The 23575-nt window shown below is 54.9% G+C and carries 17 protein-coding genes; 10 read left to right on the top strand and 7 right to left on the bottom strand.

Features of this window, described 5'->3' with window-relative positions:
• Window positions 1-46 precede the first annotated feature (46 nt).
• Complete coding sequence (locus AYK82_RS12100) at window positions 47-3340, bottom strand: AsmA-like C-terminal domain-containing protein (protein WP_068316110.1); 3294 nt, start codon at window positions 3338-3340, stop codon at window positions 47-49.
• Here AYK82_RS12100 and bcp point away from each other — a divergent pair.
• From bcp to AYK82_RS12080, 4 genes are all read left to right on the top strand, one after another.
• Window positions 3325-3969, top strand: a complete 645-nt coding sequence (bcp, locus tag AYK82_RS12095; protein ID WP_425272579.1) for a thioredoxin-dependent thiol peroxidase — start codon at window positions 3325-3327, stop codon at window positions 3967-3969. The genes AYK82_RS12100 and bcp overlap by 16 nt on opposite strands.
• A gap of 28 nt (window positions 3970-3997) precedes the next feature.
• Window positions 3998-4837: a ferritin-like domain-containing protein gene (locus tag AYK82_RS12090; RefSeq protein ID WP_068316105.1), complete on the top strand. Its 840-nt coding sequence runs from the start codon at window positions 3998-4000 to the stop codon at window positions 4835-4837.
• 128 nt (window positions 4838-4965) lie between these two features.
• On the top strand, window positions 4966-6330 hold the full coding sequence (locus tag AYK82_RS12085) for a M23 family metallopeptidase (RefSeq protein WP_068316102.1): 1365 nt from the start codon (window positions 4966-4968) through the stop codon (window positions 6328-6330).
• Window positions 6331-6465: 135 nt separating this feature from the next.
• Window positions 6466-6855 (top strand): hypothetical protein, encoded by a 390-nt coding sequence (locus AYK82_RS12080; RefSeq protein ID WP_156453345.1) that lies wholly within the window; start codon window positions 6466-6468, stop codon window positions 6853-6855.
• 77 nt (window positions 6856-6932) lie between these two features.
• On the opposite strand, the gene AYK82_RS12075 is transcribed toward AYK82_RS12080, so the two are convergent.
• On the bottom strand, window positions 6933-7346 hold the full coding sequence (locus AYK82_RS12075) for a helix-turn-helix domain-containing protein (protein WP_068316096.1): 414 nt from the start codon (window positions 7344-7346) through the stop codon (window positions 6933-6935).
• Window positions 7347-7416: 70 nt separating this feature from the next.
• On the opposite strand from AYK82_RS12075, the gene AYK82_RS12070 reads away from it, so the two are divergent.
• The 3 genes from AYK82_RS12070 to AYK82_RS12060 all read left to right on the top strand — a co-directional run bounded on the left by AYK82_RS12070 (window position 7417) and on the right by AYK82_RS12060 (window position 9544).
• Entirely contained in the window at window positions 7417-8661 is a 1245-nt protein-coding gene (locus tag AYK82_RS12070; protein WP_068316093.1) for an MFS transporter, read from the top strand.
• A 92-nt stretch (window positions 8662-8753) separates the two neighbouring features.
• The gene (locus tag AYK82_RS12065) at window positions 8754-9311 is read left to right on the top strand and encodes an IS110 family transposase (protein WP_068316091.1); all 558 of its coding nucleotides are present in this window, start codon (window positions 8754-8756) and stop codon (window positions 9309-9311) included.
• Between the two features lie 11 nt (window positions 9312-9322).
• Entirely contained in the window at window positions 9323-9544 is a 222-nt protein-coding gene (locus AYK82_RS12060) for a hypothetical protein (protein ID WP_156453344.1), read from the top strand.
• Between the two features lie 582 nt (window positions 9545-10126).
• Here the strand turns inward: AYK82_RS12060 and AYK82_RS12055 are convergent.
• Both AYK82_RS12055 and prfB read right to left on the bottom strand, forming a co-directional pair.
• Entirely contained in the window at window positions 10127-10633 is a 507-nt protein-coding gene (locus AYK82_RS12055; RefSeq protein WP_156453343.1) for a hypothetical protein, read from the bottom strand.
• A 203-nt stretch (window positions 10634-10836) separates the two neighbouring features.
• Window positions 10837-11968, bottom strand: a protein-coding gene (prfB, locus tag AYK82_RS12050) for a peptide chain release factor 2 (protein ID WP_156453342.1) whose coding sequence is annotated in 2 segments (ribosomal slippage) — window positions 10837-11898 and window positions 11900-11968 — 1131 coding nt in all. Because the reading frame shifts where the segments join, the coding sequence is not laid out codon by codon here.
• Between the two features lie 312 nt (window positions 11969-12280).
• Here prfB and AYK82_RS12045 point away from each other — a divergent pair.
• Window positions 12281-13894 carry an arylsulfatase gene (locus AYK82_RS12045; RefSeq protein ID WP_068316080.1) on the top strand — a complete coding sequence of 538 codons (1614 nt, stop codon included), beginning with the start codon at window positions 12281-12283 and terminating at the stop codon, window positions 13892-13894.
• A 94-nt stretch (window positions 13895-13988) separates the two neighbouring features.
• Here AYK82_RS12045 and AYK82_RS12040 read toward each other — a convergent pair whose 3' ends face one another.
• Entirely contained in the window at window positions 13989-16427 is a 2439-nt protein-coding gene (locus tag AYK82_RS12040) for a penicillin-binding protein 1A (protein WP_068316078.1), read from the bottom strand.
• A 194-nt stretch (window positions 16428-16621) separates the two neighbouring features.
• Window positions 16622-17791 carry an N-acetylmuramoyl-L-alanine amidase gene (locus tag AYK82_RS12035; protein WP_244265760.1) on the bottom strand — a complete coding sequence of 390 codons (1170 nt, stop codon included), beginning with the start codon at window positions 17789-17791 and terminating at the stop codon, window positions 16622-16624.
• Window positions 17792-17819: 28 nt separating this feature from the next.
• On the opposite strand from AYK82_RS12035, the gene AYK82_RS18220 reads away from it, so the two are divergent.
• Together AYK82_RS18220 and AYK82_RS12025 are read left to right on the top strand one after the other, a co-directional pair.
• Complete coding sequence (locus AYK82_RS18220; RefSeq protein ID WP_208976494.1) at window positions 17820-18035, top strand: hypothetical protein; 216 nt, start codon at window positions 17820-17822, stop codon at window positions 18033-18035.
• Window positions 18036-18837: 802 nt separating this feature from the next.
• The gene (locus tag AYK82_RS12025) at window positions 18838-22305 is read left to right on the top strand and encodes an Rne/Rng family ribonuclease (RefSeq protein WP_068316070.1); all 3468 of its coding nucleotides are present in this window, start codon (window positions 18838-18840) and stop codon (window positions 22303-22305) included.
• A 99-nt stretch (window positions 22306-22404) separates the two neighbouring features.
• Here the strand turns inward: AYK82_RS12025 and AYK82_RS12020 are convergent, their stop codons facing one another.
• On the bottom strand, window positions 22405-23556 hold the full coding sequence (locus AYK82_RS12020; protein WP_068316450.1) for a pyridoxal phosphate-dependent aminotransferase: 1152 nt from the start codon (window positions 23554-23556) through the stop codon (window positions 22405-22407).
• Window positions 23557-23575: the final 19 nt, after the last annotated feature.

Genomic DNA, 23575 nt, shown 5'->3' with positions numbered 1-23575 from the left:
GCGAAATCCACGGGGCTGTCATTGGGTCTCGGGTGATGGCTACATGCTATTTGTATTCAAAAATGCGTCGGAAAATTCCCGGAGCAATTGCAGAGGCCGGGTTCACCTTCACTTTAGGGTTGTTGAACGTCCCTTCAAGCTTATAGGTCACACCGATCAGCCCCCCATCCTGCGAGCCTCCACCCAACGCAAGCCCGATGATTGGTAGCTTTGCAAACAGGTTGTTGATCGCATAGGCAGGAACAAAAGTTCCCTTTAGATCCAAGGCTTTTGTCTTAAGATTAGCCGCTCCCTCAAAAGACCCGCCAAGCACCGCCCCAACAAGGCGCCCACCCTCAATACGGATCACATCTCCATTGCGCACAAACGGCATTTCCATTTTCTGGAATGAAGCTTCGCCAGAGCGCACCGCCGCGCTGTAAATCTCATTGTTGGCAGCGGTTCTGCGAGAAGCTGGAACTTTAGCCAGTGCCTTGATCGCCTTATCATCAATTATCGAGAAGTCCTTGACAACAAAAGTCCCTTGCCAGTCCTTCTGGCTCGGCATCTGCACTTGCACATCACCGCGCCCGCCACGCATTCTGTCAAACAGATTGAGAAAACGTAGTACCTCGCCCGTGTTCACCAATGATCCGGCAAAGCTCGATCCACTCTCACTTGGTGCCAGCGCCACCGAAAAATCGTTCTTGCCCTGCGTCTTGCCTTGCACAGAAATGTTTTGCAACTGCCCATTATGCGCCTGCCCCTTCAGTTTAAAATCCTGAACAAACACACTGTGAAATCCGGTTACACGCTGCAAGAGCACATCAAACACAAACGAAACTTTACTCTTGTCTTTCGGGTCCGCTTCTTCTCCACCGGTCAACTTTGCAAGAACAGAACGGCCATCAAAGCTGCTGCCACGCACTTTGGCCAGCAAAGCACCTTTCTTTTGCCGTGTAAGGCTCAGCTGGACATCATCGCTTGGCCGTAAGTTAAACCGGGAGAAACTGGCCTTCAGCAGGTCACCTTTGCTGCTAAGCCGCAAATTGCCTCTCACATCAACCCCGTCCGAACTCAAAGAAAAATTCTGAACAACCAACCCTTTCTTCGAGCTTTCCAGCCTGAATCGGGCCCTTGCTGGCACGCCAGCGGCTTTGCTCCAACCGACCGGATCCAGCATTATCTGTGCTTCTCGCAAATCCAGATTGTAAACCTGCGCATCACCCTCTTCATCCACCTGCACCGTCATCGGACCGCGTACAAATTCGGTGATGCCCGGTGCTTGCTTGGCAAAGTCCCTTGCAGAAGCTTTCAGGACAATATCCTGTTTGGAAACGCCGCCTTCGTTGCCAAGCGGTACACTCATATCCAAGTCAGCCTTGAGCCCATTCAGTTTGCCTGTGCCTTGAACCCTGAGTTTCTCGTTATTTGCACTAATGGTAAGATCGGCGTCACTTAAGATTTGCCCGGAAAACTCCGCCTTGCTGCTCAGCCCATCGGTTTTCAGCTCTGCCGACCATTCAACATCCTCAACCTTGATATCTTTCTCAAGCAGAAATGCCGCCTTGACCTTCAGCTCACCCTTTCCTGAAAAGTCCGCAGGCACAGCACCAAGCTGCTCCAATGCGTCAACAGGCTCTGAGTCGATGAGTACCGCCAGATCATCCGCCTTGCCAGCCAGTTCCAGCTCCAAGCGGGCCAGCTGCGGCCCCGGTTTGGCCAAGTCCGCCGCCTCAAAGCGAATATACGGAATGGCAACACGGTTGCCATCTTGCATATAGAAAGCGCCCTCGCCGCCCTCCATCACGAGGGATTCGCCTGCTATTTTTCCGTTTCCAGATAGCATACCTGCCACTGGAAGAGTCTCCAGCGGTCGCAGCGCCAAATTATCAAAGTCGAAGGAGGCGGTAATATCATCTCCGCGCCAGCCCGGATCACCGCCCTTGATGCCGTCAAAAGCCGCCGGACCAAGCGCAATATCCAGCTTCACCTCACGAACCATGCCGCCGACCATATGCTCGGTGAGCCATGAACGCGTCTCATGGGCCGCAGAAACCGGCCAAATTTGCAAGAGCTGTCCCACATTCAGGCTAGGGGAGTTCACCGCCAGCGCCACATAGGGCCCTCCTGCGCCGTAATAGATGGAACCAGCTGCCAACACACGCAAATTCTGCCCAATCCCGGCAGCGCTATCGATGTAGAACGTCTGCTCTGCCGGGTCTAGGCGGCCACTTGCATGACTATCAAAAAAGATAAGCGGCTTCGCATCCACATCTGTAGGGGCAAGGACCACCTCGCGCGAACCAAGCGTGTAGGTCCACGGCTCATCCTGCCCGAGCGGGGGCGTTACAACCCCACCCATCACAAAGCGCGTATCGCCTGAGCGAATGATCGCCCGCTCAACAATCAAATCATTAATATTGCGCCGCATGGAAAAGGCCAGATCAACACTGTCCAGCCGAATGTCTTCCTCGTTACGGCCAAATTTCAGATTTTCCGTTTTTACTTCCAGCGAGGCATCCTTAAAGGCCCCAGTTGCATCAAGACGGGCAAGCCCCTTGGAAGAAATTCGCGCCTGTGCAATCTCTGGCGCGGTGCGCGCGCTGTGTAGCGGCATCAAGTCTGCAAAGGTTGCATCGTTGATCCGCACGCTAAGCTCCCTTTCACCACTATGCAGGTCGACATCGCGGCGTAGCTCCCACTGCCATCGCCCCTCCCGGCCAGCCACATTTGCATTTGCAGCGAAGGCCAGATCATCAAGCAGCAGAAAATCCGCATCGATCCCACGGGCGATATAGGTGCTGTCGGTGTATTTTACGCGCACGGCACCGGTTTCCACGTGAATTTTTTCAAGATCCCACCGCCGCAATTCCGAAGCGATCAGAACAGAAAACTTGTCAAGCGCCACCAATTGCACTTGCGCTTTCGGCAGGGGTTCCGAGCTGGTCTGCAACGTCACCAGCGCACTAGGCCGCACGAGCGACAATGACGTTATTTGCACATCTCCCCAAAGCAGGGAAGGCAAATACAGCTGCGCTTCAACCTGTGGCAACAGCACTTGCGCCGAAGCCCGTCCTGACACTTGCAACAAGGCGTCTTTAAGAATGAGTGAGCTGCCTTTTTCCGCCGAATAGGCGAACTCCACCGCACCAAGTTTGACTTTCACAGGCGCAGAAGAGAAGCTGCGTGCAGCAATCTCGGCAACATAGGGAATAGCAACAGGTCCGGACATCAGCCTGATAGCTAGGGTGACAGCTGCCAGAATAACAAGGCAGACAATTGCCACAAGAGATCGCTTTACCCACTTTAACAAAGTAGATTGGCTGGAAGAACCTTGAAGATTTGGATCATCAGACATCAGCGGACTGCTATTCCTTAGGGTTGAAACACGAATCTAGCAGGACACCTATTGAATATCAGGCTCGTCCCAAGCTGTCGTCCCCAACGCATCAAAACTGTTTTTTTTCGCATCAAGCCGCCTTCCCTAAAGAAAGGACAACGCACATGAACACCACCGTAACCCCGCAACTGACGGAGGGTGCCAAAGCCCCGCTGTTCACATTGCCAACAGATAGCGACGGAACTTTCTCTCTAGCGCAACATCTGGGCAAAGCTGTGGTTATCTACTTTTACCCCAAGGATAACACCCCTGGTTGCACAAAGGAATCAATCGCGTTTAACGAGCTTAAGGCCGAATTCGATGCGCTTGGCATCACGATCCTCGGCATTTCTCCAGATGAAGCACGCAAGCATGACAAGTTTAAGGCGAAATATGAACTGGAATTCACCCTCGGCGCCGATACAGAACACAAAACCGCCGAAGCCTATGGAGTTTGGGTGGAAAAAAATATGTATGGAAAGAAATTTTGGGGCATAGAGCGCAGCACTTTTTTAATTGATAAGGACGGCAATATCGCCAAGCTCTGGCGCAAAGTTAAAGTCGCCGGACACGCCGAAGCCGTTCTCGAGGCCGCACGCGTGCTTTAGCACCAAACAGTTGAGTGAAAACCACCGCATGGACCAAGAAACCCGCTCCCTCTCCGCTTCGCTTGGGTCACTTCAGGCAGGCGCTGCAAAAATCGTCACAACTGCCGATCTGCAACTGAAGGTCGATCTGGCCCATGCGCTCGCCAACGCTTGGTTTTCCCGAGAAATCTCGTTGCGGGGCCCAACGCTTCTCCCCATGCCTGAGCGGCCGGGAAGGCCGGAAAAGCCGGTCTTGCTCGCACCTCGCGATATGCCTAAACGCGCCATTGGCGGCTCAACAGGGAAAGTTGCTCTCTTGCACTCGCTCGCCCATATCGAGTTGAACGCCATCGATCTTACGTGGGATCTAATTGGCCGCTTTGCACAAATATCACTACCACGCTCCTATTATGATGACTGGGTCCAAGTGGGTTTGGAAGAAGCCCTGCACTTTTCCATGTTGCAAGGCCGCCTTTCCCGACTTGATGCTGCTTACGGGGACCTTCCTGCCCATGACGGCCTCTGGCATGCAGCACAGTCCACCGGCCACGATCTGCTTGCCCGCCTTGCACTCATCCCCATGTTGCTGGAAGCGCGCGGGCTGGATGTCACCCCGCCGATGATTGCCAAAGCCCGCAAGACAGGAGACGAGGACACCGCGTCGGCGCTTGAGCGCATTTATCAAGACGAAAAGAAACACGTCGCATTCGGTGCTAAATGGTTCCGCTTCATGTGCGACCGTGAACGCATCCGCCCGGTACCGCATTTCCAAAAACTCGTTCGCACCCATTTTCGCGGCTCTCTCAAACCGCCATTCAATGATCGCGCCCGCTCTGAGGCGGGCCTCACCCCCAATTTTTACAAGCCCCTGATAAAAATTATAGGTTGAGGCGTTCTGCTTACGCTCTATTAACCATACACAGCGCTATATGATTGGTAATTTATACCAGTTATTTGCGATGGACCTTTTAAGAGGTGGCCCGGTTTAGGGGCCGGGATGTGATAGGGCGAACTATTATGGGGCGAACCAACAAACAACAACCAAACTATGCCCGCCAACTGGTCTATGCAGGTCCGCGTGGCCTGCGGCGCATACCGTGGGCAGTTGTAGTTCTCGCCCTTCCCATGGCATCAGTCCTTGCCGGGGCAACCGGATTTGCTGGAAAAATCGCATTTGATGAGTGGAAGCAGCCCCTACTCACCTCATTGGTGACCACCCACTTGAAAGAAACAGAGCGCCTAGAAAACCAGCTCGCCGCTCTGCGTCACCAGCTGCACACCGAGCGCAGCAATGCCGCCCTCGCCCAGCATCAGGCGCGAACCAGCCTTGCGGAACTACGCCAGCAACAACAACAGTTAGCTCAGGATCTACAGCAGCTTCAACCACTGCTAAACAGCGCCGGTAATTCTGGCCTCTTGCCCCAAAATAGTACGGAACCGCGCCCCAAGGTCAGTGGCGTGCCAAACCCGAACGTAAATGACGTACAACCCCGGTTTGAAGCCGAGACCCTGCTGGTACCGCAGCAAGGCCAAACACAAGCATTTTTCCTGCGAGGTGTGCCCAATGAAATCACTATTGCGCTAGAACAAAAAAAAACGGCCATGTTGCCACAAGACGCAAGCCAAGTGGCACTGGACGCAAATCTGCCCTCTCCCCCGCGTCCCAATGAGAGTTTCGCCAACGCAGCTAGTGCCTTGCGCGGTAGCCTTGCTAAAACGAGCCAAGAGCTGGCAAGTAACACCAACGCCATAACGACCATAGCTGAAGCCGATATTCAACGCCGTTTAGCGCTGCTGCAAGCCCTACCACTCAACACCGCCAGCCGCGATATGTTGCAATCTGCAAGCGAAAAAGCCCCGGCACCCGCCATTGGCGGGCCCTATCACCCGGCAGAGCCCGCCGATGCCCTCGCCCTATTGCAAAACGCGCTCGACCGACGGCAATCCCTGCTGGTTGCCCAAGAGCGCTTGCCACTGCAAAAGCCGCTGCCGACACTCAAAATTTCCAGTGCCTTCGGTCCGCGCATGGATCCCTTCCTGCGCAAACCGGCCATGCATCATGGCATCGACGCTCCGGCAAAAACCGGCACCCCGATTTCCAGCAGTGCGCTGGGGCGTGTCACCTTCGCCGGGCGCAATGGCGGCTATGGCCTTGCCGTCGAAATCGACCATGGCAACGGTATCACCAGCAAATACGCGCACCTACATAAGATCACCGTCAAAAAGGGGCAGATGGTTATTCCGGGCGAAACCCTCGGCCTTGCAGGCAACACCGGTCGCTCGACCGGCCCTCATCTGCACTTTGAAACCAGGGTTGACGGCAAACCGGTCGATCCAATGCCGTTCTTAAAGGTCGCCGATGCGCTCAGCGCCGCGTCCTAGCCGCGCCGTCATCTGCCAACTGCCGGAAACAAAGCACTAACCTTTTAACCATTGGAGCGTGCACAACTCCCGCGCCTTTTCGTCTCCCTGTTGCAAGCGCATGTGCTTCACAGCGCAAACAACAAGGAAAAGACGATGAAAACCATCCATTTACTAGTGGCCGCTGCAGCAGGGCTTCTTTTCACCACGCCAGCACTGTCTGCAAATGGCTTCCAGCTAAAAACTGGTTGCCAGATGCTGGTCAACACCTTGGATCACCCGATCAACGTCACCGTTGATTTCAATCAGCCGGTTAAACTTGAGGCCAACGAACAAGCGCTCATTGGCCCCGGGAAAAAGCTGGCATTGGGCACCATCACCGTAATTCGCGCTTTAAGCATTGATGACTACCCCAAGGCTGGCACAGCATCCTGCACCGGCTCGAACCAGTCCGCTAAGATCGAGAAAAACACCAGCACAGAAAATCTGCGTGTTATCCGGTTTGGCGCGAGCACCGGCATCGACTATGCCCCTCTGGGCAACTAGCAAATCACCTGTTCACCTGCTTGGCGCTCCACTCCCTCACACCTTGCGCCAAGCACGGCGGCCTTGCAAAGCCCCGATCAGGAGGATAGGACAGCCCTTTTTTGTGCAACCGCGCTCTTTAGCAGCTTCACAAACGAGGGACACTGCAAATGGCTCGGCGCTGGACACTCAGCCACATGTCGCAACATATCCCGCAGGGCCATAAGCTCTTGAATTTGCGTCTCAACCTCATCCGCTCTTGCGTGCATCGCCTTGCGTGATATCCGCAACTGCCCACTAGCATCAAACATCTGCGCGATTTCCGTAAGCGAGAACCCGCCGGATTTGGCGAGCGTTATCACTGCCAGCCGCGTCAATACCTGCGGTTCATATTGCCGTCTAAGCCCGATCCTGCTGGCAGATCGCACCAATCCAATTTCTTCGTAGTAACGCAGTGCCGAGGCCTTAACGCCAGAGCGTCGCACAACCTCGCCAATATCAAGCAAATCCATGGTTGACCTCAAGTTGACTTGAAGTCGTAACCTCCTTGCATTCAAACCATATTGCAAGAGGAAATCCGCTTTGCCCCATGCATCCGCTTATAAGGCACCGCCCCCAGTTGGGCGGCTCTCCCACAACCCCACCGCCCTAACCTTGCTGCTCATCGCCACGCTCACCGTCATGGCAAACGCCACCATCAGCCCGGCCCTGCCGGGTATAGCCGCCTCTTTCTCCCAGCAGCCCCATGCCAAATGGCTTACGAGCCTATTGGTCTCGGCGCCCTCCGCGAGTGTTATTCTGGTCGCCCCGTTTTGTGGTTGGTTGGCAGATCAATATGGCCGCCGCGCCCTGTTACTCTCCGGTTTGCTACTGTTTGCCCTGGCCGGTAGCGCAGGCCTCTACCTGCCGACGCTCTGGACAATTCTCGCCTCCCGTTTGCTTCTGGGCATCGCTGTGGCATTGATTATGTCAACCCAGACAGCCTTAATAGGGGACCTCTTTTCATCGCAGCACCGCAATATCTTGATGGGGCTACAAACCTCCGCCCGCAATCTTGGCGGTCTTTGCTTTATTTCTCTCGCCAGCCTGCTTGCACTCTTCTCACCCTTCCTTCCCTTTGCCGTTTACAAGCTGTCCTTGTTTGTTATGCCTTTCGCTTTCCGCACAATTCCCAGCCAAGCAACAACCCACGTAAACTCTGAGGCAGGTTCAGGCGATGTAGCAACTCCACGTCCCCCCCAAGTCTCAAGCTTCCATCTGTTGTTCTTGGGTATTTTGCTTCTACAAATGGCAACCAACACCCTGTTCTTTGTAATGCCAACACAGATACCGTTTATTCTGGGTGCCAAAGGCTTTAACAGTCCCACAACCACCGGCCTTGCTCTGGGCTCAGTCATGCTGGCGGGCGGACTATCTGCCGTCTTCTATGCCCGTTTGCGCAAGTTGCTCGGAGCGTCAGCAGTGCTTGCGGCGGCATTCCTATTAATGGCTGTCGGGTTTGCCGCTTTGCCTTCGCGCTCCTTAATTGCAATCCTATGCGCATCTGGCCTTATCGGTGCCGGATATGCCCTCGCCATGCCCGCTTTCCCGGCCATCATGCTCTCAATCGTCCCCGCACATCGACGCGGCCTGTGCAGCGGCCTCCTGACAACTTCTGTGTTCATGGGGCAAGTCCTCTCGGTCTTTATCTCCATGCCACTTTTTAAAGCCGTGGGAGAAGACGCCACGCTCCGCATTTTCTCCATGCTCTGCCTCGTCTTGACCACGGGTCTCGCCCTCGCTCATGGCACACGTCAATTGCAAGAGCAGAAGATCAAACGGCCTTGACCAAAGCTCGACAATCAAAAAAATACCATGCTGGACGGCGGCGCAGCTGACTTCTGCGATGCCGGAACATTCCAACGATAGGAGTTTCCAGCATGGTAAAGAAAGCGACACGCATTTCGCGGTTTGTGGCTGCGGTTGAAGACCAGCCTGTCGTCGTTGGCCTTGATGTTCACAAGAAGACCTATTCTGTCGCGCTGTTTTCGAAAGACGACGGGTTGGTTGAGAGCTACACCTGTCCGGCAGGCGAGGCCACACTGTCGCATCAGTTAGCAGAACTCGGTATCAACATTGAACAAATCGTCTATGAATCTGGCCCAATAGGCTTCTCGCTTTCACGAGTTTTGGCAGATGCGGGTTTCAACGTATCCGTCATTGCTGCTTCACGCATTCCGCGCGGATATGCTGCGGCGGCCAAGAACGACCAACTGGATGCGGTGAAGCTGGCGACGTATTATGCGCGAGGGCTGTTGCACCCGATTGCAATCCCGTCAGTCGAACAAGAGGGCTACCGGGCCTTGGTGCGTCGCCGCAAACGGATTACGGAGAGCGGGGCAAGATCAAACAGAAGATCAAGGGCTTCTTGCTGGCGTCTGGGATTGATGAACCACCCAGCATCCAAAAGTGGTCACAGGCCGCGTCCGCCGACTTGACGGCGCTGGATGTGCCGCCACAGCACCACATGGCTCTTGCCTCGATGGTGCGCGAGTATCTGTTTCTGCTATCAGAAGACAAAGTGCTGCGTGCGGAGATCCGAACCGCAACCAAGCGCATGCACGCTCAAACTTTCGAACGACTGACGTCCATTGTCGAAGTGGGAGAGACAGCCGCATACAACTTTCTGGCCGAACTGTTCTCGCCGGAAAGGTTCAATAGACCAGAGTAAGTGACCTCATATCTTGGTCTGGCCCCAGTGTTCAGTCAGAGCGTCGGCAGTGCAAGCCCGCGCCAGGATCAGGCCGGTGGGCCAGAAACGCCTGCGCGGTATTCTCATCGAAGCCGCATGGAAATGCGGCCTGGCGCGACACAGAAGCCAAGGAACTCTACAATCGACATTTTGCGAAACATAGGATCGGGCAGAAGGCCATTGTTGCTGTTGCCCGCAAGCTCGCAATCAAGCTTTGGCGACTGGTGGTGGACACACCGCCTACGCCAATGGGGGATGCTGCGCACGGGGTCCGGTCAGCATAACCGACAGTAAAAAAGGGTAGCATCCCCATCAACCAGCGCGTACCGAAAGAGGTACTTGGTTACCTTACATCATCATGTCAGGCACGAATAAGAAAAGGCTTACGCAGCTCGGTGAACAGTGTTGGTTCGGCCTCCGAACTCGGTGCCTTTGACAGACACCGAGAGCTTTGCTGCAGCCAAAGCCCAATGTCTCAGATGTGGGATAAAGCGACCTTTCGCTGCGAGGGAACCAAAGACGGCTATCGAGAAATGAAGCGGATATTGCATCGGTTAGTCATTACTTTCCAAGGCCCAACAGCGCACGCGAACGATGAACATTCTCCGAATTTGAATGGCCATTCAGGGCGTATCTAAGCAAATTTCGAGTGTCGTCTGTAAGCCAGCTATGATCACTTGCAAGCAGTGAAGGTTCTTGTTGGTTGAACCAGTCTTCTCCTTTGATACGGGCAAAATCGTACATTGCGGTCGCGCAGACTTCCAACGAGGCCTCATCATCGGTGTATTCAAGCCCTTGGGTATGATCTGGACCATTTAACGCAATTGATTCAAAGTCATCATTCAGTACTCGGATACCGAGATGTACGCGAAAGCAAGGTCCAAATTTAAATTTGTGAACGTGAATGAAGTGGGCTATGTGATCCGCCTCCCTGACGAACCAAGTGGTTTGCCGTTTTCTTAAAAGGTCTAGAGTATCCAGTTTGCGTGCGAACTTACGCATGACCTTGGAGGCGTTACTTCGTTCTTTTTTTTGTTTGTCTGCGTTTATTGCATCATGACTTAGCATAATTGCCCCGTTCGTTCTAATCAGATCCATTGACGACCGTTTGCATCTTCTACAGCAATAGTAAAATGGGCTCTCAGCCGACATTGACAGACTGCGTTTGCATTCGCAGCATCAGTGGGTGGGCTTGACAGTCGTCCACATAAGAAAGGGCCTCGACATATCGCCGGAGCCCTTCTAATCACTGCAGCAAAAGCCAAATTCTCTTAGTCGATATCCTCGATAGAGGCTGGCCCCTCGCCAAAGGCGCGCTGCGCCAAGGTTGCTTCCATAAAGCCATCCAGCTTGCCATCCAGCACATCTTGTGGGCTGGTGCTTTCCACACCGGTGCGCAAGTCTTTCACCAGCTGATAGGGCTGCAACACATAGGAACGGATCTGGTGCCCCCAGCCAATGTCGGTTTTGGCCGCAGCATCTTTGTTGGCCGCCGCCTCACGCTTTTGCAACTCCGCCTCATAAAGACGAGCCCGCAACATATCCCAGGCCGTTGCCCGGTTTTTATGCTGCGAACGCTCAGACTGGCACTGCACCACAATACCCGTCGGCTGGTGAGTAATACGCACAGCAGAATCGGTGGTATTTACGTGCTGCCCGCCCGCGCCAGAGGCCCGGTACGTATCAATGCGGCAATCGCTTTCGTTAATCTCGATATTAATCGAGTCATCAATCACCGGATACACCCAAACAGAGGCAAACGATGTATGCCGACGGGCATTGCTGTCATAAGGCGAAATTCGCACCAAACGATGCACACCGGATTCTGTCTTCATCCAGCCATAGGCGTTCTCACCCTTTAAAAGCAAAGTGGCAGATTTAATACCGGCCTCTTCGCCATCATTGTATTCCATCAGCTCAACTTTGAAGCCGCGCTGTTCGCCCCAGCGCCGATACATACGCAGCAGCATGGACGCCCAGTCTTGGCTTTCTGTCCCGCCAGCGCCGGAGTTGATCTCAACATAGGTGTCGTTGCCATCAGCCTCGCCAGAGAGCAAGGATTGCAGCTGCAATTTACCAACCGCACTTTGCAACTCGCGCAGCGCCGCCTCAGCCTCGTCAATCACCGATTGATCATCTTCCATCTCGCCCATTTCAATAAGCTCGATGTTGTCGGCAAGCTCTTGGCTCTGCCCGTTTACCCCGTTAATGCTGTCTTCCAGATTTTGCCGCTCGCGCATCAACTTTTGCGCATTGGCCGGGTCATTCCAAAGCTCAGGGTCCTCAGAAAGTGCGTTCAGTTCGTCCAAACGGACAAGTGCCACATCCCAGTCAAAGATGCCTCCTCAGCAAGCTGAGAGCCTGCTGGATGTCATCCACGATCGCCTGCATTTCAGCGCGCATCGGATACCTCATCACTACGTGTCATCGGGCCCACCGCCCGTCAAATCATTGGAAGGCAGACATTAGTCGCCCATTCCTCGCTTTTCAATGGCGCGGCGCATGCACACCCCGACTATTCATCCAAAACGGACGCTGCTCTACAGATAATCAGGTACCACCGTTAGTCAGCTGACAAGTCGCGTTAATCAATTCTCTGAGGTTTAAGCGGGTTTTGAATAGAAACCGATTTCCAACCTTAGCGCCGCCGCAAACCTTGCCCCTAGCATGCGAGGAAAAGAGGATAATCCCGCCCATCGAGCTAAGGATATTTCAATGCCGAAGCACTTTGTCGCTGCTCTCATTGCGGCCATCGCCCCCGCTCTTGCCTCTCCTGCTGCCTTGGCCGCCGAAGAGCCTCCAACAAAACCCAACATCGTTGTAATCATGGCCGATGACGTCGGCATATGGAACATCGGCGCTTATCACCGCGGCATGATGGCCGGACGCGCTCCCAACATCGATCAAATCGCCACCGAAGGGGCCATATTTACTGACTACTATGCCCAAGCCTCATGCACCGCCGGGCGCGCCGCCTTCATCACCGGTCAGTTGCCCATCCGCACCGGCATGACAACCGTCGGCCAAGCCGGAGCCACCATAGGCCTGCCAGCCGCAGCCCCCACAATTGCCAAGGTCATGAAAGAAGCTGGCTATATGACCGGCCAGTTCGGCAAGAACCACCTCGGCGACCTCAACAAGTTTTTGCCAACCGTACATGGCTTTGATGAGTTCTTTGGGTTCCTCTATCACTTGGACGCCATGGAAGACCCGTGGCACCCCAATTATCCCCGCGACAAACTCAAAACCCTCGGCCCCCGCAACGTGGTCCACTCTTTTGCCACGCAAAAGCACGACCCAACCGTTGAACCCCGTTGGGGCGAAGTGGGCAAACAGCGCATCATCGACAAAGGCGAACTGCCACCATATCCTGTCGAAGGTGTCGAGCTGAACATGGAAACCATTGATGAGGTTTTCCTCGAGCACGCCACGAACTTTATCGACGAAGCTCAAAAGCAGCAAAAGCCGTTTTTCTTATGGCTCAACCCCTCCCGCATGCACGTATTCACCCACTTGCCGGAAAAATACCAGAACATGCGCAACGATAAAAACGGCTGGTCCTTGCAAGAAGCAGGCATGGCCCAGCTTGATGACATCGTCGGCGCATTGGATGCCCATTTGGACAAGCATGGCTTGAAGGACAACACAATCCTCGTCTTTACCACCGACAACGGCACTCAAAACTTCACATGGCCCGATGGCGGGCAAACACCCTTCGCAGGCGGAAAAGGCATGGTAACAGAAGGCGGCTTCCGCTCTCCTATGGTGATCCGCTGGCCCGGCACTGTTGCTCCCGGCACTGTCAATAACGAGATTATGGCTGGCCTCGACTTTTTGCCAACATTTGCTGCTGCCGCTGGTATGCCCAACATCAAGCAGGAATTGCTCGCGGGGCGTAAACTGGATGGCACCGACTACAAGGTTCACCTCGATGGCTATGACCAAACACAAATGCTTGCAGGCACCGCGCCCAGCAAGCGCAAGGAAATTTGGTACTTTGCCGAAAGCAAGCTCGGGGCAGCCCGTATCAATGACTACAAATACACTTTTCTAGAACAACCCGGGGGCTGGTTCGGTGCGCCTGTGCCCGTCAATTGGCCCGGTATTGTTAACCTGCGCCTCGATCCCTTCGAGCGCACCACTATAAGCCAGTCAATTGCCGCACTCGAATGGTGGGGGTTCCAGTTCTGGCGCTATGTCTTTGTGCAGGAAAAAGTGCTGGAGCTTGGTAAGACCTTCCTTACCTTCCCCCCGATGCAGGAAGGAGCAACCTTCAACATAGACGATATCAGGAAGAAGCTGAAACGCTCCTCACCCCAAGGGCAATAAACTATAACACTTGAAAAAACTGCCCACCAAAAGGGTAGCCACCGCAACAAAGAAAGGGAAGCCGCTGCCTCCCTTTCTTTGTTGATACCAGTGCCTAGTAAAGACCGCCTGTCCCAAGCATCACAGCCTCGCCTGCTTCTTTGGAGACATCGCGATACTCCCCGATTTCATCTTCAAAGCCAATAACGGAGTAACTATCCGGTGGGTAGTTACCCGGTTTAAACGCTTCCAGAATTGTGCCCGGTGCCCCCGCATCCGCGCGCAGGCCCGTGCGCCGGTTAATCGGGATCAGGTTCAGCCCCGCTGGCAGCGGGAATTCTTGTGGCGGCGCTCCTGCCAAAGCCTCTTTCATAAAGGCGGTAAACACCGGCGCAGCAACCCCGCCGCCTGTCGCACCCTTACCCATTGGCCGCGGTGTGTCATAGCCAATATAAACCCCAACGGCCAATTCCGGCGTGTAACCAAGGAACCACGCATCTTTTTCCTGGTTGGTTGTGCCTGTCTTGCCTGCCACAGGACGGCCGAGCACCTTAACACTTGTTGCCGTGCCACGCTGCACCACCCCTTCCATCATCGAGGTGATCTGGTAAGCGGTCATCGGGTCAAGGATTTGCTCGCGTGTATCAATCAACACCGGCTCCTCCTGTTCTTCCCAGTCATAGGCCGAACAGGTTGCGCACAGCAACTGATCGTTGCGGTAGATGGTCTTGCCGTAGCGGTCCTGCACTCGGTCAATCAGTGTCGGCCGCACCTGCCGCCCACCATTGGCGAGCATCGAATAGGCATTCGTCATTCGCATCAAGGTGGTTTCCCCCGCCCCAAGCGACATGGAAAGCACCGGCAACATATCATCGTAAATGCCAAACCGCTTGGCATAACCCGCCACCAGATCCATACCCATATCTTCTGCAAGGCGAATGGTCATCAAGTTCCGCGACAGTTCAATACCCGTGCGCAATGTTGATGGGCCGTAGTATTTGCCGCCGTAGTTTTTCGGCTTCCAAATGCCCTGATCCCCGCCTTGATCAATCTCGATCGGCGCATCAAGCACCACAGAGGACGGTGTGTAACCGCTATCCAGCGCCGCGGCGTAAACAAACGGCTTGAATGCCGATCCCGGTTGCCGCTTTGCCTGCGTAGCCCGGTTGAACTGGCTAATATCAAAACTGAAACCACCCACCAGCGCCAAAACGCGCCCACTCTGCGGATCCATGGCAATCAAACCGCCAGAAACTTCCGGCACCTGTCGAAGCTCGTAGCCAGAGCCCACTTTCTCCGCATACACCACATCACCGGGCCGCAACACCTCCCGCACATTGCGCGGTGCGCGCTTGTCGATCCGCGCCCACTTCATTTGGCTAAGGCGCAGGCTCGCCCGCTGTGGATTGGCCGCATCGGTCTTGGATTTTGGTCGCAGGCCAATCTCCGCCCGCTCATTCGAAGTCGAAAGTACAACAGCAGGCCGCCAGCTTGGCATATCGGCTAGCCCGCCAATCTTCAGGAGCGCTTTCGCCCAGTTTCCGGCCGCCAAATCAAGTTGCGCTATTGGCCCGCGCCAACTGCCCCGTTCCCGGTCAAACTTGATAAGCCCGTTGGTCAACGCCTTGCGGGCCACTTTCTGCATGCGGGTATCAAGCGAGGTACGCACAGATAAGCCACCCTCGTAAAGGCGTTTTTCTCCATACTGATCTGCAAGTCGCCGCCGCACTTCCTCGGTAAAGTAATCGGCACCGGTTACATGAATGCCGGTCTGGCGCAGCTTCACATCCAGCGGTTTGGCTTTCGCCGCCTCTGCCTCTTCCGCGCTCACATAACCGTTTTCAACCATTCGGTCGATCACCCAGTTCCGCCGCGCCAATGCCTTTTCGCGGTGGCGGTAAGGGTGGTAGTTCGATGGGCCTTTGGGCACGGCTGCCAGATAGGCGATCTCTTGCAGCTCCAGTTCATGCACCGACTTGTCAAAGATAATCAGCGAAGCAGCGCCAACCCCATATGCCCCCAAGCCCAGATAGATCTCGTTGAGATAAAGCTCTAGAATTTCGTCCTTGGTGTACGCCTGCTCGATGCGCAGCGACAGCAGCGCCTCTTTCAGCTTGCGAATGTAGGTTTGCTCGTTGGTGAGCAGGAAGTTCTTCGCCACCTGCTGGGTGATCGTCGAGGCGCCAACCAATCGCCGTCCGGAGCCCAAGTTTTTTACGTTAGTGATCACCGCACGGGCAAGGCCAGTCACGTCCAATCCGATATGATTGTAAAAATTCTTATCCTCGGCGGAGATAAATGCCTGCTTCAACCGATCCGGCATCGCCTCGATCGGCAAAAACAACCGCCGCTCATGCGCAAATTCATAGAGCAACTGCCCATCCGCGGCATGCACACGGGTCATTACCGGCGGTTCGTAATTCTTCAAGGTGGTATAATCCGGCAAATCCTTGGTCAGGCCCTGCAGGTAAATCCACATGCCCGCCGCTCCGATGAGGCCCAAAACCGCCCCGATCGAAAACAGATAGCCAATGATTCTTGCAAAAACTTTCATACCAGCTTGTCTTTCCGCCTCACCAAATTGCCAGAAGATGGCCTTGGCAATCCTCGCAGTTCATCCCGATAAGCCGCCTCAAAACGCAGCAATCAAGCGCAAAAACCCGCAAAATAGCGGGCGTTTTCAGCCTTCAACTGGCCTTTCTTTGTGGCATTGCTAAGGCGATACTAAAGAAAACACCAGATGCTTTCCTAGTCCGAGCTGCCCTGCTGTGCAATGCGTCCGCGAAAAAAAGCGTTGATGGCTTCAACCAGCGCATCCGATGCCCGCTCGCGCCAATCATCAGAGGTGAGCATGGCTTCATCATGTGAATTCGACAAAAAACCTAACTCCACCAAGACAGAGGGCACATCCGGGCTTTTTAACACTGCAAACCCCGCAGAGCGCAGCGGCTTATTGATCACCCGGGTAGCGCTTTTCAGCTCCTCCACGGCCAACCTTGCAAAATGCACCGAGAAGTTTTCAGTCTCCCGCCGCGCCAGTTCCAGCAAAATATTGCCCACATCCTCCGGCTCCTCCGAAAGGTCGATACCGCCAATCAAATCCGCTTTGTTCTCCTGCCGCGCCAGCGTCGCCGCCAGCCGGTCAGACGCGTTCTCAGACAAGGTATACACCGAAGCGCCGCGCGTATGTTCGGCCCCTTCGGTAATCGAATCCGCATGCAGCGAAATAAATAAATCCGCTTGCAACTCATGGGCAAACTCGCGCCGTTTGCGCAATGGAATAAAACGGTCATTATCCCGGGTCAGACGAATATCATAGGGGCCAAGAGCCTTCAGCTTATCAGCAAGCATCAAGGTAAATTGTAGCACCACCGCCTTTTCAAGCGTCCCTTTTTCACCAACCGCACCAGAATCAATTCCCCCGTGCCCCGCATCCAGAACGATCAACTTGCGCCCCGCTCGCTTAGCCGGCTGTGCAGCCATGCCTCCTGCATCAATAGCCAGCGCAACCGCAGAAGCATTACCGAGTTTGCCTGCATTTTGCGCATTCTGGCTTTTACCAACCGCAACCTGAGGGTGGGAATTGTGCGCGCCAAAGTCACGAATGTAATCGGCAGACTTGCCATTCAGTTCATCCGCCTGCCGCAAGAATGCATCACGGTTTGCCCCCACCAGATCAATCACCAAGCGCGCTGGTTGGTCTTGAACCTTCGGGATCATAAAAGTCTTGTCCAGCATCACAGGTGCAGCCAGATCAAGCACGACACGGGAGCGCCCCTTGGCGACAGCACCGTAACGCCAGCCATTCACCAATCCGCGCGCCCGTTCATCAGGTGTTTTGGAAAAATCAAAAAGCACCTGCTCAAGATCAATAACAACACGGTACGGGTCCGCCAAGAATGTGAGCGCATAACGCACCTCCTCCTCCATATCGAGGATAAAACGCGTGCGCGCACTATCCCCAGCCACACGGGCAGAAGAGATTGTCACCGCCTTCGTTGGTCCTTGTGCATATGAAAACGTGGGGGCTGCGACCACCGATATCGTTAGCGCAAGCAGCACCACCCCAAAAAACCATGTGGACCAACTGCAAATATTCCTGACACTCTTTGTCACCAAGTCCCCCGAACCTGCACAAGACACTGCAAAATATGAATTATGAGAATTAAAAGACAATTTATCTAAAGTCACCCTGTTACAAGGCTTTCACGCTACGAACTCGACCATAAAAAACACAGATGTGCATATTTTTAGGGGACTAGCCTGACACCAAGCTTATCCAACGTCCTGAGCCAGCTCTGGAATCCCGCTCTTGCATTGCACCACTTTGCCGCTTAAAAGAAAGATGAGTTTATTGCGTTCACGAGGTACGCTGACCCGCCCTGTGCGTCTGGTGTTTATAAATCTGGTAAGACACGGCATGCTGAATACCCTCAGCGCCGATTGCCTAAATACCCGCAAGACACACGCCGCTGGCACGCCACCCTCTGTTACGTTTTGTTGAGGCAATTCCGTTAGTATTGGTGGTTGCAGCCGTCGTGAAACCGCAGATAGACCAAAGCTAACCGACGACTGGTTTCGTTTAAGGCCCGCCTTGGCAGCCTTTGAAACCCTAAAATCGAATTCTACGTGTCCAAGCGGCCGAGACCCGCGGCAATGCCCCGGCTCCGGCACAACAGATACGCATATCACCGCCAGCATTGCTGGCAAAAAGGCGCGCAGGTTTCTGTCGCCCAACCAATTTTGAAGAAGGGCACGCGGTTTTGAACAACATGCGCGCATTATTAAGCATCAACAGCAGCCGCGCGCTGGCCCATTGGCCAGCCCCTGCTGGTGATGTGTGTGCGCCTGCCGACCCGCGCGGCCTTAATATCAACAGCAAAAACAACGTGAGCAGCACCACATGAGCATAAAGTCGCGCCTCCTGCGCCAGTGCTTGGCGCCGCTTGCGGGGACATCATTTAATGGCAAACAAAATGCTAATCGACGCAACCCACCCGGAGGAGACCCGGGTAACGGTTGTGCGTGGAAATCGGGTAGAGGAATTCGACTTTGAAGCTGCAAATCGCAAGCAGCTGCGCGGAAATATCTATCTTGCTAAAGTCACACGGGTTGAACCGTCCCTGCAGGCGGCCTTCGTAGAATATGGCGGCAACCGGCACGGTTTTCTCGCCTTTAGCGAAATCCACCCAGATTACTACCAGCTGCCAGAGGCGGATCGCAAAGCACTGGAAGAGCAACTCGCTGCCGAAGCAGAGGCCAACCAGCGCGAACGTGAGCGCCGTGAACGCGAAGAAGCCAAGCGGGAAGCTGCCCGTGAAGAAGCTGCAATTGCGCGCGCAGCCGCCAAAGAAGATGATGTCGTCTCCGAGCTGATCGAAGAAGAGGACGAAGAAGAACAACTTGCCCGCCTCGACGCCCCAGCAGGCGACGATGTGGTGGAAGATGTACACGCGCTGTCCAACCAAGATCTACCAAGCGATGCTGAGGCGGACAAGGCACCATCTCCAGAAACCGAGGCACCGGAAGCACCGAGCGATGCTGCGGCAACGAAAGATGTCGCTGCGGCGCCGGTAATCTCAGAAATTACGTCCGATGACGCCGCTCCTGCCCAACGGGCAGAACACAACGCTGCTAATCAGGAAGAAACTGAAAAAGAAGCAACGGCTTCGGATGCAGACGCCAAAAACTCTGACGATAGTGAGGGCGATACTGGCGTTGAAGCAGCAGCAGAAGACGACTCTGACGCTGAAGAAGCCGAGACTTCGTCAGATGCAGATGCACAAACTGCTGAAGAATCTACAGAAGACAGCAACGAACGCCGTCGTGGTCGCCGCGACCACCGCCGCTCGCGTTCGCGCCGCCGTCGCCGTGGCCGCCGGGACAATGAAGACACCGCTTCTGATTACAACGCCGATGCAGATGCAGACAGCGACTCCGTCGATCAGGTTGGCAACGAAGACGCCATGGAAGAGGTGCCAGAGCGCCCTCGCCGCCTGCGGGACAACTATAAAATCCAAGAGGTCATCAAGCGCCGCCAACTGCTGCTGGTGCAGGTTGTAAAGGAAGAACGTGGCAACAAAGGCGCCGCGCTGACCACCTACCTCTCGCTTGCTGGCCGTTACTCTGTGCTGATGCCAAACACCGATCGCGGTGGCGGCATTTCACGCAAGATCACCAAGCCGGTTGACCGCAAGCGCCTGAAGCAGATCGCCAGTGATCTGGATGTGCCGCGCGGCATGGGCGTTATTCTGCGTACAGCAGGCGCCAGCCGCACCAAAGCGGAAATCAAACGCGATTTTGAATATCTCTTGCGCTTATGGGAGAGCGTCCGCTCTCTTACGCTAAATTCCGCTGCGCCGCGGCTTGTTTACGAAGAAGGCAGCCTGATCAAGCGCTCCATTCGTGATCTTTACAACAAAGACATCGATCAGGTGTTGGTCTCAGGTGAGGAAGGCTATCGTGAAGCAAAAGACTTCATGCGCATGCTCATGCCAAGCCATTCCAAAAACGTGCAACCATACCGCGATGCTTCGCCGCTGTTCACCCGCTTTGGCGTTGAAGCACAGCTAGATGCGATGTTCTCTCCGGAAGTCACTTTGAAATCCGGCGGTTACATTGTCATCAACCAGACCGAAGCCTTGGTCTCTATCGACGTCAACTCCGGTAAGTCCACCCGCGAGCAGAACATCGAGGACACCGCGCTCGCTACCAACCTTGAGGCCGCCGAAGAAATCTCCCGCCAGCTACGCCTGCGCGATCTTGCAGGCCTCGTGGTTATCGACTTCATCGATATGGAAGAGAGCCGCAACAACCGTGCCGTCGAGCGACGGTTGAAGGAATGTCTGAAGTCGGACCGCGCGCGCATTCAGGTTGGCCGCATTTCGCATTTCGGCCTTCTGGAAATGTCACGCCAGCGTATGCGCACAGGCGTTTTGGAAAGCTCGTCCGTTGTGTGCCCGCATTGCCGTGGCTCCGGCATTGTTCGTTCAGTGGAGTCCGTTGCCCTGCATATCCTGCGTTCGCTCGAAGAGCAGCTGCTGCGCGGGGTAACCCACGACCTCATTATTCGCACACCTTCAGAGGTCTGCCTCTATATCCTGAACCAGAAGCGCTACAACCTGATGGATCTGGAGAACCGCTTTGGTCTCTCGATCGCCGTAATGGCAGATGACAGCGTCACCGAACAGCACTTCGCGCTGGATCGCGGCGAACCTGTCTCGCCACAGTCACGCCTTGGTAAGGCTCCGGTATTTGTTCAACCTGACAGCATCACCCCGCTTTCTGCCAAGGAAGAAGAGGAGCTGGACCGTCAGGCCATCGCTGCGGCCGAAGCCGAGGCCGAGGCCGACGACAACGAAGATGCGCCGGAAGCCAATGACGACATCACCGCCGACGAAGGTGACCGTCGCAAACGCCGCCGCCGCCGCCGCCGTCGCTCCCGTGGTGAAGGTGATGCTTCTGAAACAGAAGCAGCAAACGAAGACAACGGCGAAGCAAAAGACACCAATGACGACGCCGAAGCCGTAGCAAGCGGCGAGGCCGGTGAAAAAGATGACAGCGAAGACGAGGAAAACCGTCGTAAGCGTCGTCGCGGCCGTCGCGGTGGCCGGCGCTCCCGCCGTCGTGGTGCTGCAGAAGAGACAGCAACCGATGAAGCCACTGTAGAGAGCACAGAAGCCGCCACACCCGACACCGCCGAGGCAACGGAGGAAGCTACTGCTGCTGCCACCTTTCTGGGGCAGGTTGTCATCCCGTCTGCACCGGCTTTTGAAACGCCGGACCTAGCCGAAACCTCTAACGGTAGCACTGCGACAGCGGTGGAAACAAAAACTGCAGCCGCACAAGCTGACGTTTTACAGGAAAACGCCAAGGCCTCGTCGCAAGCTGAGAAGCCGGAAGCCGTCGCAGAGCCTGCACCTGCCATCAAAAATAGCGCAGCGAGCGAAGCTTCAACGCCCGAAGCGCACGAAGACATCACCGCGCAAGAGCAAACAGCTGAGACGGTCACCTCTGACGAGCCTGTTGGTAAGGCGATAGACGACGCACCAGCTTCTACAGAACCGGACTCTACAAAGCCTGTTAGCGATGCTGTCGACACTGAAGCCATAACCGAACCTGCAGCGAAGACTGAAACCGTTGAAGATCCATCAACAGAAGTAGCCGCAACCCAGTCAGAGGCAGGGATAGATGCAGAGCAAGCTACAGAACAACCAGCTGAAGCGGCTCCGGAAATGCAAGCGGATACTGCACCTGCTCAAGACGAGGTAGCCGAGCAGGCAGAAGCAGAACCGGCAGCGCCCAAAGCACCGAAACAGCCGGTCGTCACCCGTTCTCGTATGGTCGATGGCGAGCAGGTGGATGTTGCCAGCGAGGAAGAAGAACCTGCCCCGCGCCGCGGTGGCTGGTGGCAGCGCCGCAACTTCCTGTAGGCTGCAAATTACATTGCGTAATAATTAGAAAAGGCGGTGCCAGCGGCACCGCCTTTTTTATTGCATTGCTAAATTGGCTAGGCAGCCAGCAACAGCACACTAGCCAAGCCAAGCCTCCAGCCGCTGACACGCCTCCTGCATATCTTCATAGCTACCGGCAAACGAAAACCGCACAAATTTGTGTCCGCGCTGCAAATCAAAATCGATACCGGGCGTCGCCGCCACCCCAGCCTTATCCAACATCTCTTTACAAAACGCCATGGAATCATCTGAGAGTTCGGACACATCCACATAGATGTAAAAAGCGCCATCCACTGGCAGCGTTTTACCAAGACCAAGGCGTGGAAACACCTCCAGCAACAGCGCTCGATTGCGCGCATAGCCTGCCTTAATCGTATCGTACTCTTCTTCGCAGCCAAGCGCAGCGGTTGCGGCGATCTGCGAAAGATGCGGCGCGGAAATATATAGGCTCTGCGCCACCTTCTCCACCGGCCGGCACAACACTTGCGGCAACACCATCCAGCCAATGCGCCAACCTGTCATGCAATAGTACTTGGAAAAACTATTGATAATAATCGCATTTTTAGAAAATTTGAGCGCCGTTTCCTCACCCGCGGCAAAGCTCAGCCCCTGATAAATCTCGTCCGAAATAAACCAGAGCCCCAACTCTTCGCAGACCTCGCAGATTTCCTTAAGCGCTTCCGGTGTCATCATCGTGCCAGTGGGGTTGGCCGGGCTGGCCAGCAACACCCCTTTTAGGCCATGTTCCGCATGCGCCTTGCGCAGCTGTGCGGCACTAAGCGACCAGCGAGTACTCTCGTCAACCTCAAGCTCAACCCCCTCAAGCCCCAGAGATTTGAGAATATTGCGATAGGCCGGATACCCCGGCGAGGTCAGCGCCACCTTGTCACCTACCTCAAAAGCACTCAGGAAAATCAGATTAAAAGCAGCAGAAGAGCCCGTAGTTATCATCACCTGTTCCGGTGCAACCTGCACCCCGTAGCGCCGCCGGTAAAGATCGCAAATCCCGCTCTTAAGCGGCGCGATCCCCATCGCCTCGGTGTAGGAGAATTTCGGCACCTTCAACGCCTGCAAAGCCGCTTCGCGGACTTTTTCCGGCACGGGCGCGCCCGGCTCGCCAATTTCCATATGGATGACGCGCTTGCCCTGCGCTTCCATCTTGTTTGCAGCTTGCATTACTTCCATCGCCTGAAATGGAAAAACCTCTGCCCGCGTAGAACTCTTGAACATAAAAAGAAAGTCCCCTGAC

Origin of the sequence: Polycladidibacter hongkongensis, assembly GCF_001561995.1 — a bacterium.
In the GTDB taxonomy this organism is placed as follows: Bacteria; Pseudomonadota; Alphaproteobacteria; order Rhizobiales; family Stappiaceae; genus Pseudovibrio; species Pseudovibrio hongkongensis.
This window is presented reverse-complemented; position numbering and strand designations above follow the sequence as displayed.